This window comes from Pseudomonas monteilii NBRC 103158 = DSM 14164 (assembly GCF_000730605.1).
Taxonomy (GTDB): Bacteria; Pseudomonadota; Gammaproteobacteria; order Pseudomonadales; family Pseudomonadaceae; genus Aquipseudomonas; species Aquipseudomonas monteilii.
On the sequence record NZ_BBIS01000057.1, the window covers coordinates 1 to 15,357 of the forward strand.

9 protein-coding genes are annotated in these 15,357 nt (G+C 64.1%); 8 read left to right on the forward strand and 1 reads right to left on the reverse strand.

Going from position 1 to position 15,357, the window contains the following annotated elements; translation table 11 throughout:
• Positions 1–100: 100 nt before the first annotated feature.
• From recC to yfiB, 6 genes are all read left to right on the forward strand, one after another.
• Positions 101–3,580 (forward strand): exodeoxyribonuclease V subunit gamma, encoded by a 3,480-nt coding sequence (recC, locus tag PM2_RS25330; protein WP_028699846.1) that lies wholly within the window; start codon positions 101–103, stop codon positions 3,578–3,580.
• Positions 3,577–7,251 carry an exodeoxyribonuclease V subunit beta gene (recB, locus tag PM2_RS25335; protein WP_028699847.1) on the forward strand — a complete coding sequence of 1,225 codons (3,675 nt, stop codon included), beginning with the start codon at positions 3,577–3,579 and terminating at the stop codon, positions 7,249–7,251. The genes recC and recB overlap by 4 nt, the downstream gene beginning before the upstream one ends.
• Positions 7,248–9,323, forward strand: a complete 2,076-nt coding sequence (recD, locus tag PM2_RS25340) for an exodeoxyribonuclease V subunit alpha (protein WP_028699848.1) — start codon at positions 7,248–7,250, stop codon at positions 9,321–9,323. The genes recB and recD overlap by 4 nt, the downstream gene beginning before the upstream one ends.
• 100 nt (positions 9,324–9,423) lie before the next feature.
• Positions 9,424–9,990, forward strand: coding sequence for a regulatory sequestration protein YfiR (yfiR, locus tag PM2_RS25345; RefSeq protein WP_016713422.1), 567 nt, complete (start codon positions 9,424–9,426; stop codon positions 9,988–9,990).
• Positions 9,987–11,258 (forward strand): diguanylate cyclase DgcN/YfiN, encoded by a 1,272-nt coding sequence (gene dgcN / locus PM2_RS25350; RefSeq protein WP_028699849.1) that lies wholly within the window; start codon positions 9,987–9,989, stop codon positions 11,256–11,258. Before yfiR ends, dgcN begins: the two co-directional genes overlap by 4 nt.
• 4 nt (positions 11,259–11,262) lie before the next feature.
• Complete coding sequence (gene yfiB / locus PM2_RS25355) at positions 11,263–11,754, forward strand: outer membrane lipoprotein YfiB (RefSeq protein ID WP_028699850.1); 492 nt, start codon at positions 11,263–11,265, stop codon at positions 11,752–11,754.
• Between the two features lie 30 nt (positions 11,755–11,784).
• Here the strand turns inward: yfiB and PM2_RS25360 are convergent, their stop codons facing one another.
• Positions 11,785–12,735: a LysR family transcriptional regulator gene (locus PM2_RS25360; RefSeq protein WP_028699851.1), complete on the reverse strand. Its 951-nt coding sequence runs from the start codon at positions 12,733–12,735 to the stop codon at positions 11,785–11,787.
• A 132-nt stretch (positions 12,736–12,867) separates the two neighbouring features.
• Here PM2_RS25360 and PM2_RS25365 point away from each other — a divergent pair, with 132 nt between their 5' ends.
• Positions 12,868–14,394 carry a CoA-acylating methylmalonate-semialdehyde dehydrogenase gene (locus PM2_RS25365; protein ID WP_016713426.1) on the forward strand — a complete coding sequence of 509 codons (1,527 nt, stop codon included), beginning with the start codon at positions 12,868–12,870 and terminating at the stop codon, positions 14,392–14,394.
• Between the two features lie 9 nt (positions 14,395–14,403).
• Positions 14,404–15,291, forward strand: a complete 888-nt coding sequence (mmsB, locus tag PM2_RS25370) for a 3-hydroxyisobutyrate dehydrogenase (protein WP_028699852.1) — start codon at positions 14,404–14,406, stop codon at positions 15,289–15,291.
• Positions 15,292–15,357: the final 66 nt, after the last annotated feature.

The following is a 15,357-nucleotide window of genomic DNA, read 5'->3' on the forward strand; positions in this document are numbered from 1 at the left end:
TCCGGCCAGGAAAAGATTTGTCTCCAAGCGTGCCACGGTCCGTGCCACGCCCCGTGATATGGTTCCGCATCTGAACCAACTGCCTTCCAGGGAATGCTCAATGGCTATTACCACGCTCAACCCAGGTTTCATGATCGTCCACGGCAACCGCCTCGATGACCTACGCAGCCTGGTGGTGAGCTGGATGCGCCGTTACCCCTTGGCACCTTTGGAAAACGAAATCGCCCTTGTCCAAAGCAATGGTATCGCCCAATGGCTCAAACTGGCCCTGGCTGAAGACCCGCTGGAAAATGACCTGGGTGGCTGCGGTATCGCTGCCGCAATCGATGTGCAACTGCCTGGCAGCTTCATGTGGCAGCTGTACCGCAGCGTGCTGGGCCACGACGAAATTCCCGAAGTATCCCTGCTCGACAAGGCCCCACTGACCTGGCGCCTGATGCGCCTGCTGCCAGCCCTGATAGAGCGCCCGCATTTCGAGCCGCTGCAGCGCTTCCTCAATGACGACAGCGACCTGCGCAAGCGCTACCAGCTTGCCGAGCGGCTGGCCGACCTGTTCGACCAGTACCAGGTTTACCGCGCCGACTGGCTCAAGGACTGGGCTGCTGGCAATCACATCCTCAATACTGCCCGTGGTGAGCGCAAAGCCCTGCCGCCGGGCAACCGCTGGCAAGCCGAGTTGTGGCGAGCATTGTTGGAGGATGTTGGTGAGCAGGGCATGGCGCAAAGCCGCGCCGGGGTACATCAGCGCTTCACCGAGCGCATCAACAATCTGGAACAGGCACCTGCGGGGCTGCCACCGCGGGTGATCGTGTTTGGCATTTCCTCGTTGCCTGCGCAGGCCCTGGAAGCACTGGCAGGCCTGGCGCGCTTTAGCCAGGTATTGCTGTGCGTGCACAACCCCTGCCGCCACCACTGGGCCGACATCGTTGCCGACAAGGACCTGTTGCGCCACCAGTACAGGCGCCAGCAACGCAAACAGGGCATGCCCCTGCAACTGGACGACCAGTCGCTGCACCAGCATGCTCATCCTTTGTTGGCCGCCTGGGGCAAACAGGGCCGTGACTACATCAACCTGCTCGACAGCTATGACGACCCGGGCAGCTACCAGGGTGCGTTCAGCGATGGGCGCATCGACCTGTTCAGCGACGGCTCGCCTACCACGTTGCTCAACCAGTTGCAGGACGACATTCTTGAACTACGCCCGCTCGCCGAAACCCGCGAGCTGTGGCAACCAGTCGATCCAGGCAAAGACCGCTCGATCCGCTTCCACATTGCACACAGCCCGCAACGCGAGGTGGAGATTCTCCATGACCAGCTGCTGGCCCGCTTTAGCGCCGACCCTACGTTGCGCCCGCGTGACGTAATCGTCATGCTGCCAGCCATCGACACTTACGCGCCGCATATTCGCGCCGTGTTCGGCCAGTTGCAGCGCAATGACCCGCGCTACATCCCCTTCACGCTCACCGACCAAGGCCAGCGTGGGCGTGAGCCTTTACTGATTGCCCTTGAACACCTGCTCAAACTGCCGGATAGCCGCTTCGCGGTCAGCGAAGTGCTCGACCTGCTGGACGTCCCGGCAGTCCGTGCCCGCTTCGGTATCCGCGAAAACGACTTGCCTACGCTGCACCGCTGGATCGAGGGTGCCGGTATTCGTTGGGGCCTCAACGCCGAGCAGCGGGCCAGCCTGGGTTTGCCCGCCGGGCTTGAACAGAACAGTTGGCGCTTCGGCCTGCGGCGCATGCTGCTGGGCTATGCCGTAGGTGTGGGAGAGGCCTGCGATGGCATCGAGCCCTACGATGAAATCGGAGGCCTGGACGCAGCACTGATCGGTCCGCTGGTCGCACTGCTCGATGCACTCGACGTCGCTTGCCAGGCGTTTTCCGAGCCTGCCACTGTCAGTCAGTGGGGGGAGCGCCTGCACGCCTTGCTGCAGGTATTCTTCCTCGCCGAGGATGAGCACGACGAATTCCTGCTGATGCAGCTACAGGACCTGCGCGATGGCTGGCTTGAAGTGTGCGAGGCTGTTGGGCTGAATGACCCGTTGCCGCTGACCGTGGTGCGTGAAGCCTGGCTGTCAGGCCTCGACCAGGGCAAGCTGTCGCAACGCTTCCTCGCCGGGTCGGTCAACTTCTGCACCCTCATGCCCATGCGCGCCATCCCGTTCCGCGTAGTCTGCCTGCTGGGCATGAACGATGGCGACTACCCGCGCGCCCAGCAACCACTGGACTTCGACCTGATGGCCAGCGATTACCGCCCCGGTGACCGCTCACGCCGCGAAGACGACCGTTACCTGCTGCTCGAAGCGCTGCTGTCGGCACGTGACCAACTGTATGTCAGCTGGGTCGGGCGCAGTATTCGCGACAACAGCGAGCGCCCGGCCTCGGTACTGATCGGCCAGTTGCGCGATCACATCGCTGCGGGCTGGCAGTTGACCGGCACCGAGCAAGGGCAACCCGCGGAGCCGGGCGAGCAACTGCTGCACGCACTGACCCTGGAGCACCCACTGCAGCCGTTCAGCCCCCGCTATTTCCAGAAGGGTAGCCCGCTGTTCAGTTTTGCCCACGAATGGCAGGTGCTGCACCAGCAAGGCGAAGAGCAAGAGCAGGGCGACCCAGGCTTGCCACCTTATTTCGACGATGAAGCCCTGAGCCTGACCCAGCTGAATGACTTCCTGCGCCACCCGGTACGGCACTTCTTCAGCCAGCGTTTGAAGGTGTACTTCGAAGCATTGGAGGCGCCGACCCCGGACGAAGAACCCTTTGTCCTCGATACCCTGCAACGCTACGGTGCCAGTGAGAGCCTGCTCGGCGCCGCTCTGGCCGAGCCGGGCAATGCCGAACAGGCCCTGCAGGCCCAGGCCCGGCGCCTGCAAGCCTGCGGTTTGTTGCCACTGGCCGGCTTCGGCGAGCTACTGCAACACGAGCTGATCGAACCGCTACCCGACCTGCTGCAACGTCACCAGCAGTTGCTGCAACGCTGGCCACAGCTGGTCGAGGGCGCTTTGCCGGTGCATTTCGAGCACGGCCAGCACCGGCTCGAAGGCTGGCTGGGCCGTGTGTTCCAGGCGGATGACCAGAGCCTGCTCAGCATCACCACCGTACCCAACACCATCAGTGCCGGGCGCAACAACCTCAAGTGGCACCGCCTGATTGCCCCTTGGGTCACGCACTTGGCCGCCTGTGCGGCAGGCTACCCCTATAACAGTGCACTGGTAGCCAGTGACCTGACCCTGTTGCTTGCACCGCTGCCGCCCGAGCTGGCCACGCAACTGTTGGGCGATTTGCTGGTGGCCCGTCAGGCAGGGATGAATGCGCCTCTGCCCGTTGCAGCCAAAACCGCGTTTGCATGGTTGGCCCAGGACGAGGCCGACAAGGCCCTGGCCGCCGCAGCCCGCGCCTACGAAGGCGACGAGCGCACCAGCTTTGGCGAGCGTGGTGAAAGCATTGCCCTGGCTCGCCAGTTCCGTGACTTTGCCGCACTCACCGCTGACGAAACCTTCGAAGGCTGGTGCGAAACCTTGTACCGCCCGTTATTCACCGCCCCTTGGCAGACCTTGGGCAATCCGGAGAAAGGCGTATGACCCAGGTCCGTCCCTTGGCACTGAGTTTCCCCCTGCACGGCAGCCAGCTGATCGAGGCCAGCGCCGGTACGGGCAAGACCTTCACCATTTCGGCGCTGTACCTGCGCCTGATCCTCGGCCACGGTGGCGAACAGGGCTTCGAGCGCGAGCTGCTACCACCGCAAATCCTCGTGGTGACCTTCACCGACGCTGCCACCAAAGAGCTGCGCGAGCGCATTCGTGCCCGCCTGGCTGAGGCTGCACGGTTTTTCCGTGGTGAACTGGAAGGCGCCGACCCGTTGTTGCATCAACTGCGTGACGATTATCCACAAGAGGCCTGGCCGCGGTGTGCCGGCCGCCTGGAAATCGCTGTGCAGTGGATGGACGAAGCGGCGGTATCGACCATCCATGGCTGGTGCCAGCGCATGCTCCGCGAGCATGCCTTCGACAGTGGCAGCCTGTTCACCCAGACCCTGGAAACCGACCACAGCGAGCTGCTGGGCCAGGTGATGCGCGATTACTGGCGGCGTTTCTGCTACGGCATGCACGGTGATGCGCTGGCCTGGGTCCGCAGCAACTGGGGGAGCCCCGATGCCTTGCTGCCGCGCATCCGCCCGCTGTTTGGCCGCATACGCGCTCAGCACGACGGGCCAGAGCCCGCCGGGTTGATCCAGGCGTCACTGCAGCAACGTGACCAACAGCTGGCTCGGCTAAAGGCGCCGTGGGCGCAGTGGGCCGAAGAGCTGCGCCAAATCTGCCGCGATGCACTGGCCGCCAAGCAGGTTGACGGCCGCAAGATGCAGGCCCGTTACTTCGAACCTTGGTTCGACAAACTTTGCGCCTGGGCTGCCGATGAGCATCTGGTGGAGCTCGACCTGGGTACCGGCTTCACCCGACTCACCCCGGCGGGCATGGCTGAAGCCTGGAAGGGCGAACCGCCCGACCACCCGGCCCTCGACGCCATGCAGACGCTGCAACAGCAATTGCAGGCCTTGGACAACCCAGATGCGCCGTTGCTTGAGCATGCTGCCGGCTGGGTATCGGCGCGATTCGAAGTGGAGAAGCGCCGCCGTGCGGAAATGGGCTTCGACGACATGCTCCTGCGCCTGCAGCACGCCCTGGCCAGCGAGGCCGGTGAGCGCCTGGCCAGCCTGATTCGCGAGCAGTTTCCGGTTGCGCTGATCGACGAATTCCAAGACACCGACCCGGTGCAGTACGGTATTTTCGAGCGCATTTACCATATCAGCGAAAACCGTGCACAAACCGGCCTGTTCATGATCGGTGACCCCAAGCAGGCGATTTACGCCTTCCGGGGTGCCGACATTTACACCTACCTTGCTGCGCGGCGCGCCACCAGCGGCCGCTTGCACAGCCTGGACACCAACTACCGCTCCAGCAAAGCCATGGTTGCGGCGGTCAACCAGGTATTCCTGCAGGCCGAGGCGCGTGAAACGGGGCGGGGTGCATTCCTGTTCCGCGAGGCCGATGACAACCCGTTACCGTTCATCGAGGTGCATGCCAAGGGCCGTGGCGAACAGCTGCTGATTGGCGGTGAAGCCAGCGCAGCCCTGCAATGCTGGCAGCTGGAGAGCGAAGAGCCGGTGTCCAGCAGCGTCTACCGCCAGCAACTGGCCGCCAGCTGCGCCAGCCATATCGTCGCCTTGCTCAACGGTGGCCAGCAGGGCACGGCGGGCTTCCAGAATGCCGAGGGCGAATTGCGCCCCTGCCTGCCTTCGGACATCGCCATCCTGGTGCGTGATGGCCATGAAGCACAGATGGTCCGCGCCGAGCTGGCCGCGCGTGATGTGCGCAGCGTGTACCTGTCCGACAAGGACTCGGTGTTCGCCGCCCAGGAAGCCCACGACCTGCTGGCCTGGCTCAAGGCCTGCGCCGAGCCAGACTCGGAACGCCTGCTCAAGGCCGCACTGGCCAGCCTCACACTGGGCCTGTCGCTGGCCGAACTGGACCGGCTGAACCAGGACGAGCGGGTCTGGGAAGGCTGGGTCATGCGTTTTCGCCTTTACCGCGACACCTGGCAGCGCCAAGGGGTGCTACCGATGTTGCGCCACCTGCTGCATGACTTCCATCTGCCGCGCACGCTGATTCGCCGCAGTGATGGCGAGCGGGTGCTGACCAACCTGCTGCACCTGGCCGAGCTGTTGCAACAGGCCGCAGGCGAGCTGGACGGTGAGCAGGCGTTGATCCGCCACTTGGCCGAGCACCTGGCCAGTTCCGGGCAGGCCGGTGAAGAACAGATCCTGCGCCTGGAGAGCGACGAACAGCTGGTCAAGGTGGTAACGATCCACAAGTCCAAGGGCCTGGAATATCCCCTGGTCTATCTGCCGTTCATCTGCATTAGCAAACCCGTCGACGGTACCCGACTGCCGTTGGCCTGGCATGACAGCGACGGTAATGCCCACCTCACACTCACGCCGAACCAGGAGCAGATCGAGCGCGCCGATGACGAGCGCCTGGCCGAAGACCTGCGCCTGCTCTACGTAGCCCTGACCCGGGCACAGTATGCTTGCTGGCTGGGTGTTGCCGACCTCAAGCGTGGCAACCAGAAGCGTTCGCAGCTGCACCGCTCGGCATTTGGCTACCTGCTGGGGGGCGGCCTTGCTCTGGCCGAATCGACGCAGTTGACGGGCTGGTTGCAGGCGCTGGCGGCGACGTGCCCGCACATCACCTGCCCGGGGCTGCCGCAGGCGGATGAGCAGGTGTATCGCATGCCCCATGCCGAGCGTGAGCTGCTGCCTGCACGCAAGCCTCGCCGCGCAGCAGCCGAGCATTGGTGGATCGCGTCGTACAGCGCCCTGCGCGTCGGCGACCAGACCCTCGGCGCCGACAGCTCGCAGGCCCAGCAATTGCTGGATGACGAGGTGCTCGATGCCCAGGTGTTGCGCGAGGTCCCGCCCGACAGCGGCGATATCCACCGCTTTCCACGGGGGCCGAACCCGGGCACTTTCCTCCATGGCCTGCTGGAATGGGCAGGGCGCGAGGGCTTCAGCCAGGTCACCGGCAACTCGCAGCTGATCGAGCGAATCGTTGGCCAGCGATGCAACCGCCGTGACTGGACCGGGTGGATTCCCACCCTCACCCAGTGGCTGCAACGCTTGTTGAACGAGCCGCTGCCGTTGCCGGGCAACGACCTGAGTGTAACGCTCGGTCAGTTGCGCCATTACCAGATCGAAATGGAGTTCTGGTTCGCCAGCCACCAGGTCGACGCCGAACAACTCGACCGCCTGGTCGCTCGCCACACCCATCCTGGGCTGGCACGCCCGGCAGCGCAGCCAACCGTGCTCAACGGCATGTTCAAAGGCTTCATCGACCTGGCGTTCGAGCTGGACGGGCGGTATTACGTGACCGACTACAAGTCCAACTGGCTGGGCCCGGACATCCAGGCCTACGACACAATGGCCATGGAAAAGTCCATCATCGAGCACCGCTACGACCTGCAGTACGTGCTGTACCTGCTGGCCCTGCACCGCCAGTTGCGCGCACGCCTGCCGGATTACGATTACGACCGCCATGTCGGTGGCGCCCTGTTCATCTTCCTGCGAGGCGCCAGCAGCAGCGGCCACGGCGTGTACCACGCCAAGCCACCGCGTGAGCTGATTGAACGCCTGGATGCGCTGTTCCGTGGCGAGCGCGCGCCCGCACAGCAGGACCTGTTAGCCGGAGTCGCGCCATGAGCCGAAGCCTACTCGACCTTTTGCCCACCCCACTGCACGCCGAGCACCTGTTGGCGCTGGCACCTCAGCATGACAGCGGTGACCTGCTGCAACTGCTCGACCGCTGGGTAGAGCGGGGCTGGCTGCGTGCCCTGGACCGTGCATTCGTGTCGTTCCTTGAAGAGCGCGCCCCTGGCAGTGACCCCTTGCTGTTGCTGGCGGCAGCGTTGGCCAGCCACCAACTGGGCCATGGCCATGTGTGCCTCGATTTGCAGCAAACCCTGGCCGAGCCCGACTTTGCACTGTCGCTGCCACCGGAAGGCGACGCCTTGACTGGCCCTCTGCTGTTACCCTCGCAGCTGCTGGCCAACCTCGACTTGAATGCCTGGCGCCAGCGCATCGCCGCCAGCTCGCTGGTGGCACTCGGCGATAACCCAGGCCAGCAAGCGCGGCCGCTGGTGCTCAGCGGCGAGCGCCTGTACCTGCGCCGTTACTGGCGCTACGAGCGGCGCATCGACCATACCCTGCGCCAGCGCCTGACCCAAGCCGAAGCGCCGCTGACCGACCTGTCAGATCGCCTGGCGCAGCTGTTCGCGGGCGGGGCGCCAGCAGGCCAGGTGGACTGGCAGAAGCTTGCGTGTGCGCTGGCCACCCGTGCCGGTTTCAGCATCATCACGGGCGGCCCCGGCACGGGTAAAACCACGACCGTCGTGCGCCTGCTGGCCTTGCTTCAGGGGCCGGCGGTGGAGCTGGGCAGGCCGCTGCGCATACGCCTGGCCGCACCGACCGGCAAGGCTGCTGCGCGTCTGACCGAATCGATTGGCCAGCAAGTCGAGCGGCTGCAAGTCAGCGCCGAAGTCCGCAGGCAAATCCCCACTGATGTCAGCACCGTACACCGGCTGCTTGGCAGCCGCCCAGGCTCGCGGCACTTCCGCCACCATGCTGGCAACCCGTTGCCGCTGGACGTGCTGGTGGTCGACGAGGCGTCGATGATCGACCTGGAAATGATGGCCAACCTGCTTGATGCCTTGCCGCCACGGGCACGCCTGGTGCTGCTGGGGGACAAGGACCAGTTAGCCTCCGTCGAGGCCGGCGCGGTGCTGGGAGATTTGTGCCGGGATGCCGAGGAAGGCTATTACTCGCCGGCAACCACCGCGTGGCTGGAGCAGGTTAGCGGCGAGTCGCTGGCCGGCAGCGGGCTCAAGGCCGGCGATGAGCAGCGTAACCCGCTGGCCCAGCAGGTGGTAATGCTGCGCTTTTCACGACGCTTCGGCGAAGGCAGCGGGATTGGTCAACTGGCCAGGCTGGTCAATCGTCAGGACGCTTACGCGGCACGCAACCTGCTGGCCACGCCACCGGAGGATGTGCACAGTCTGGCGCTCAAGCACGAGCAGGACCGTGCTTTTGACCGCCTGCTGCTCGACGGCCTGAACCGTGGTGCCGAAGGCCCGCAAGGCTATCGCAGCTACCTGCGCACCCTTGGCCGTTACAGGCCGGCACTCGAAACCGCATTTGACGACCCGGCATGGGAGCAGTGGGCGGGCAAGGTGCTTCACAGCTTCGAGGACTTCCAGTTGCTCTGCGCGGTGCGTCGCGGCGCCTGGGGTGTCGAAGGCCTCAACGAGCGGGTGGCGCGGGTGCTGCACAATGCCGGGCTGATCGACAGCCAGCAACCCTGGTACGAAGGGCGCCCGGTGCTGGTGACCCGCAACGACTACGGCCTGGGCCTTATGAACGGTGACATCGGTATCGCCCTGCGCCTGCCGGATGAGCAAGGCGAGCCGCTGCTGCGCGTGGCTTTCCCGCGTAACGATGGCAGTGGCGGGGTGCGCTTCGTCCTGCCGAGCCGGCTTAACGAAGTGGAAACGGTATTCGCCATGACCGTGCACAAGTCCCAGGGCTCGGAGTTCAGCCACACCGCGCTGGTACTGCCGGATGCGCTCAACCCGGTGCTGACCAAGGAGCTGGTGTACACCGGCATTACCCGCGCCAAGCACTGCTTCAGCCTGGTCGAGCCACGCCAGGGCATTTTCGAAGAAGCGGTGGCACGTAAGGTACGGCGTATTTCCGGGTTGATGCTGGAGCAGGTCTAGGGGCATACAACCCGATGCACCTGGCCGCTCTTCCATACAAGGAAGCGGCTATGTGCTATCGTTGCGCCGATACCGGAAAGGACCCTAAGAGATTTCCCACATGAACGTGGCCGGGAGGCGAGCGCCAAACTGTGCACTTTCGCTGTTGCTGGCCGCCCTGTTCATTTCCATGGGCTGCGCCCGGGCAGATACCGCCACAACCACCGCCCAGGCCCAGCAACGCGCCAAGGCCGTGACCCAGGTCGTACTGGGTATCTTCAGCTATGCCCGCTGGCCGGTCGAACCCTCCCCCTTACGGCTGTGCCTGGTCGGCCCCACCGAGTATGCCGATGATCTGATCAAAGGCCATGTACAGGAGTCCGGCCGCCCGCTGCAGGTGCGGCGGCTGCTGGCAGAGGATACCCAGGTCGCCCAGGCCTGCGATGCCATCTACATTGGCAAGCTTGACCAGGGCGAGCGCGACAAACTGTTCGAGCGTATCAGCGGCCACCCGGTTCTGAGCATCAGCGAAGCGAACGACCCCTGCACGGTCGGCAGCCTGTTCTGCCTGCGGGTCAGCGACCAGCAAGTGGCCTTTGAAGTCAACCTGGATTCGGTGGCGCGTTCCGGCGTGCGCATCCACCCCAGCGTGCTGCAATTGTCGCGGCGCCGGGCGGTGCAGCCATGAAGCCGACCCGCAAGCAGGGCGTACGCCCGACCCTGCGCTCGGTGCTGGGCCGTGGCCACCTCAGCGTTGCCTTGCTCGCTGTAGGCCTGGCCGGCATTTCGCTTACGCTGCTGGGTGTGCTCGCCCTGCGCGTCTATGCCAATCACAACCTGCACCTGATCGCCCGCTCGATCAACTACACCGTTGAGGCGGCGGTGGTGTTCGATGACAGTGCTGCAGCCAACGAATCACTGGCGCTGATCGCCAGTAACGAGGAGGTGGCCGAGGCCAAGGTCTTCAATAACGAAGGCGAGCTGCTGGCGCACTGGCAACGCGGTGATACGGGCATGCTCGGCAAGCTCGAAGTGCAGGTGGCCACGGCCTTGCTGGATGAGCCGGTCAACTTGCCGATCCTGCACCAGCAACAAAAAGTCGGGCACACCGAACTGGTCGGCCAGGGCCGTAGCCTGCTGCTGTTCCTGCTCAGCGGTCTGGCCGGAATCCTGTTCTGCACGATACTCAGCGCTTTGGCTGCCCAGTATCTGTCGCGGCGCCTGCTCAGCAATATCACCCGCCCGCTGCGCGGCCTGGCCAGTGTCGCCCACGCCGCCCGCCGCGAGCGCAGCTTCGACCGGCGCGTGCCGGAGGCGCCGATTGCCGAGCTCAACGAGCTGGGCAACGACTTCAATGCCCTGCTGGACGAACTGGAGGTGTGGCACAGCCACCTGCAGAGCGAAAACCAGACCTTGGCTCACCAGGCTAGCCACGACAGCCTGACCGGCCTGCCCAACCGCGCCTTCTTCGAAGGGCGCCTGAACCGCAGCGTGCGCAATGCCGCGCGGCAGCGGGACCACCTGGCGCTTTTGTTCCTCGACAGCGACCACTTCAAGCAGATCAACGACACCCTTGGCCATGCCGTGGGCGACGAAGTGCTGATCAGCGTGGCCGACCGCGTGCGCGCCCAGCTGCGCGAGCACGACCTGGTGGCACGCCTGGGCGGTGACGAGTTCGCGGTGTTGCTGACACCTTTGCAGTCGCGCAAGGACGCCGAGCAGATTGCCGAGAAGATCGTGGCCAGCATGAAGCTGCCGGTGCATCTGGACAGCGGCCGCAGCATTGCCACCTCACTGAGTGTCGGTATTGCCTATTACCCGGATGACGGCGCTGACCCCGCCAGTCTTCTCAATGCCGCCGATGCGGCGATGTACGAGGCCAAGTGTAAACGCCGTGGCCATTGGCAAGTGGCGCAGACGGAACGGTCCGCCAGTGAAATCAAGAACAGGAGTTGAACCCGTGATGCACGCTTTACGTTTCCCCCTTTGGGCCTTGTTGCTCGCTATGCTGGCGCTGACCGGTTGCCAGAGCGCACCCCCCAAGGGCCTTACCCCTGAACAGATTGCCGTACTCAAGCGCGAAGGATTTATCCCCACCGATGAAGGCTGGGCCTACGACCTGTCCGGCAGAGTGCTGTTCGGCAGCGACCTGGACAGCCTCAACGGCCAGAGCCAGGCGATTGTCGAGCGCATTGGCAAGGCGCTGCTGGGTGTTGGCATCCAGGGCGTGCGGGTGGACGGGCATGCCGATTCGTCGGGCAAGGCGGCGTATAACCAGCAACTGTCCGAGCGCCGTGCCCAAAGCGTGGCCAAAGCGCTGGTCGGGGTGGGCATGCAGGCCCAGAACATACAGCGCCGTGGCCTGGGCAGCACCCAGCCAGTGGCAGACAACCGCACCAGCGCCGGGCGTACCGAAAACCGGCGTGTATCCATAGTGGTGGCGTCTTACTGACTGGTTATATCAGGGCGCAGAGCGCCCTGATCATTCCTGAGCAAACCGCATCTCCCGCGTCTCTCCCATCAGCAACGGCGCATTCGCCTCGGTCACCCCCCGGATGTAATCCCACAGCAGGGTAATCCGCTTCAACTTCCTCAAATCCTCCCGGCAATACATCCAGAACTGCCGCGTCACCTCGATCTCCTCCGGCAATACCGTCACCAATCGCGGATCCTGCGCCGCCAGAAAGCACGGCAATATCGCCAACCCACGCCCCTGCAACGCCGCCGTGTACTGTGCAATCACACTGGTACTGCGCAGGTGCGCAGTGGCGCCGGGGATCAGGTTGGCGAGGTACAAAAGCTCCGAACTGAACGCCAAATCATCCACGTAACTGATAAAGGGATGTTTGGCCAAGTCCGCCACCTGACGAATCGGTGCGTGGCTGTCCAGGTAATCCTGCGTCGCGTATAGCCGCAAGCGGTAATCACACAGCTTGCAGCACACATAAGGCCCATGCTCCGGTCGCTCCAGCGCGATGACGATGTCCGCCTCGCGCTTGGACAGGCTGATGAAGTGCGGCAGCGGCAGGATATCCACCGAAATCGCCGGGTAGGCATCAACGAAGTGGCTCAGCTGCGGGGTAATGAAGAAGCTGCCGAAGCCCTCCGTGCAACCCATGCGCACATGCCCCGACAACGCCACGCCCGACCCGGACACCTGCTCGCAGGCCATGTGCAGCGTGCTTTCGATCGACTCGGCATAGCCCAGCAGGCGCTGGCCTTCGGCGGTGAGGACAAAGCCGTTGGTCCGCGATTTTTCGAACAGCAATGTACCCAGCGCCCCCTCCAGCGAGCTGATGCGCCGCGACACCGTGGTGTAGTCCACGCTCAGCCGTTTGGCGGCACTGCTGGCCTTGCGGGTGCGGGCCACTTCAAGGAAAAACTTCAGGTCGTCCCAGTTGAGGGCACTCAGGGATGTGAGGTCTTTTTGCATGATGATCCGGTTTTTTTGTGCGTTCTTGTTGGATGTTTGCACATCTATACTCGAAACAAGCCTCAGGACGCCACCTTGCGTTTGCTTGGCGCTGGCGATCTCGTCCCGACAATAATTCCAAGGAGAACGCAGATGAACGCACCGCAATCCCCGAACCCGACCAAGGTCGAGCAGGTCAAGCTGCTGATCGACGGCCAATGGGTCGAGTCGAAAACAACCGAATGGCGCGACATCGTCAACCCTGCCACCCAGGAAGTACTGGCGCGGGTGCCGTTCGCCACCGTCGAAGAAGTCGACGCTGCCGTGGCTGCTGCCCATCGCGCTTTCCAGACCTGGCGCGACACCCCGATTGGCGCACGCATGCGCATCATGCTAAAGCTGCAGGCGCTGATTCGCGAACACACCAAACGCATTGCCCAGGTGCTCAGCGCAGAGCAGGGCAAAACCCTGGCTGATGCCGAAGGCGATATCTTCCGCGGGCTGGAAGTGGTCGAGCACGCGGCGTCCATTGGCACCCTGCAGATGGGCGAATTCGCCGAGAACGTCGCGGGCGGTGTCGATACCTACACCCTGCGCCAGCCGATTGGTGTATGCGCCGGCATCACCCCGTTCAACTTCCCGGCGATGATCCCGCTGTGGATGTTCCCCATGGCCATCGTCTGCGGCAACACGTTCGTGCTCAAGCCGTCCGAACAGGACCCTCTCTCGACCATGCTGCTGGTCGAGCTGGCGCTGGAAGCCGGCGTACCGGCCGGTGTGCTTAACGTGGTGCACGGTGGCAAGCAAGTGGTGGATGCCATTTGCACCCATCAAGACATCAAAGCCATTTCCTTCGTTGGCTCTACCGAAGTCGGCACCCACGTGTACAACCTGGGCAGCCAGCACGGCAAGCGCGTGCAGTCGATGATGGGCGCCAAGAACCACGCCGTTGTGCTGCCCGATGCCAACCGCACGCAAACCATCAACGCCCTGGTCGGTGCTGCTTTCGGCGCGGCGGGCCAGCGCTGCATGGCCACCTCGGTGGCGGTGCTGGTGGGCAAGGCCCGTGAATGGCTGCCGGATATCAAGGAAGCGGCCAGCAAGCTCAAGGTCAATGCCGGCTGTGAGCCTGGTACCGATGTAGGCCCGGTAGTTTCCAAACGCGCCAAGGAGCGTGTGCTGGGCCTGATCGAAAGCGGCATCAAGGAAGGCGCCAAGCTGGAACTCGACGGCCGTGACGTCAAGGTACCGGGCTACGAGCAAGGCAACTTCGTCGGCCCAACCCTGTTCTCGGGCGTGAAGACCGACATGCAGGTGTACACCCAGGAAATCTTCGGCCCGGTGCTGGTGACCCTGGAGGTCGATACCCTCGATGAGGCCATCGCCCTGGTCAACGCCAACCCGTTCGGCAACGGCACCGGCCTGTTCACCCAAAGCGGCGCCGCAGCCCGCAAGTTCCAGAGCGAAATCGACATCGGCCAGGTCGGCATCAACATCCCGATCCCGGTACCGGTACCGTTCTTCAGCTTCACCGGTTCGCGTGGCTCCAAGCTCGGTGACCTCGGCCCGTACGGCAAGCAGGTGGTGCAGTTCTACACTCAGACCAAGACCGTCACCGCCCGCTGGTTCGATGACGACAGTGTCAATGACGGTGTGAACACCACCATCAGCCTGCGCTAAGGAGACGTCATGCGTATTGCATTCATTGGCCTCGGCAACATGGGCGCGCCCATGGCCCGCAACCTGATCAAGGCCGGGCACCAACTGAACCTGTTCGACCTGAACAAAACCGTGCTGGCCGAGCTGGCAGAACTGGGCGGGCAGATCAGCCCGTCGCCCAAGGACGCGGCGGCCAACAGCGAGCTGGTCATCACCATGCTGCCGGCGGCGGCCCATGTGCGCAGCGTGTACCTGAACGACGACGGCGTGCTGGCCGGCATTCGCCCCGGTACACCAACCGTGGACTGCAGCACGATCGACCCGCAGACCGCCCGCGATGTGTCCAAGGCCGCAGCGGCCAAGGGCGTGGACATGGGCGATGCGCCGGTGTCCGGAGGCACCGGCGGCGCGGCAGCAGGCACCCTGACCTTCATGGTCGGTGCCAGCGCCGAGCTGTTCGCCAGCCTCAAGCCGGTGCTGGAGCAGATGGGCCGCAACATCGTGCACTGCGGTGATGTCGGCACCGGGCAGATCGCCAAGATCTGCAACAACCTGCTGCTGGGCATCTCCATGATCGGCGTGTCCGAGGCCATGGCCCTGGGTAACGCGCTGGGCATCGACACCAAGGTGCTGGCCGACATCATCAACAGCTCGACCGGGCGTTGCTGGAGTTCGGACACCTACAACCCGTGGCCGGGCATCATCGAAACGGCGCCTGCGTCGCGCGGTTATACCGGAGGCTTTGGCGCCGAACTGATGCTCAAGGACCTGGGGCTGGCCACCGAAGCGGCACGCCAGGCACACCAGCCGGTGATCCTCGGGGCCGTGGCCCAGCAGCTGTATCAGGCCATGAGCCTGCGCGGCGAAGGGGGCAAGGACTTCTCGGCCATCGTCGAGGGGTATCGCAAGAAGGATTGACGAGCGAGGTGGACTTCATCGCGGGCCAGGTGGCCTTCCCTCTGTAACTGCGCACCAGAGGGAAGG

What these genes read in the sequence shown, in the direction of transcription:
- recD (WP_028699848.1), top strand. Translation starts at nt 7,248, where the DNA reads ATGAGCCGAAGCCTACTCGACCTTTTGCCCACCCCACTGCACGCCGAG.
- dgcN (WP_028699849.1), top strand. Translation starts at nt 9,987, where the DNA reads ATGAAGCCGACCCGCAAGCAGGGCGTACGCCCGACCCTGCGCTCGGTG.
- recB (WP_028699847.1), top strand. Translation starts at nt 3,577, where the DNA reads ATGACCCAGGTCCGTCCCTTGGCACTGAGTTTCCCCCTGCACGGCAGC.
- PM2_RS25360 (WP_028699851.1), bottom strand. Translation starts at nt 12,735, where the DNA reads ATGCAAAAAGACCTCACATCCCTGAGTGCCCTCAACTGGGACGACCTG.
- mmsB (WP_028699852.1), top strand. Translation starts at nt 14,404, where the DNA reads ATGCGTATTGCATTCATTGGCCTCGGCAACATGGGCGCGCCCATGGCC.
- yfiR (WP_016713422.1), top strand. Translation starts at nt 9,424, where the DNA reads ATGAACGTGGCCGGGAGGCGAGCGCCAAACTGTGCACTTTCGCTGTTG.
- recC (WP_028699846.1), top strand. Translation starts at nt 101, where the DNA reads ATGGCTATTACCACGCTCAACCCAGGTTTCATGATCGTCCACGGCAAC.
- PM2_RS25365 (WP_016713426.1), top strand. Translation starts at nt 12,868, where the DNA reads ATGAACGCACCGCAATCCCCGAACCCGACCAAGGTCGAGCAGGTCAAG.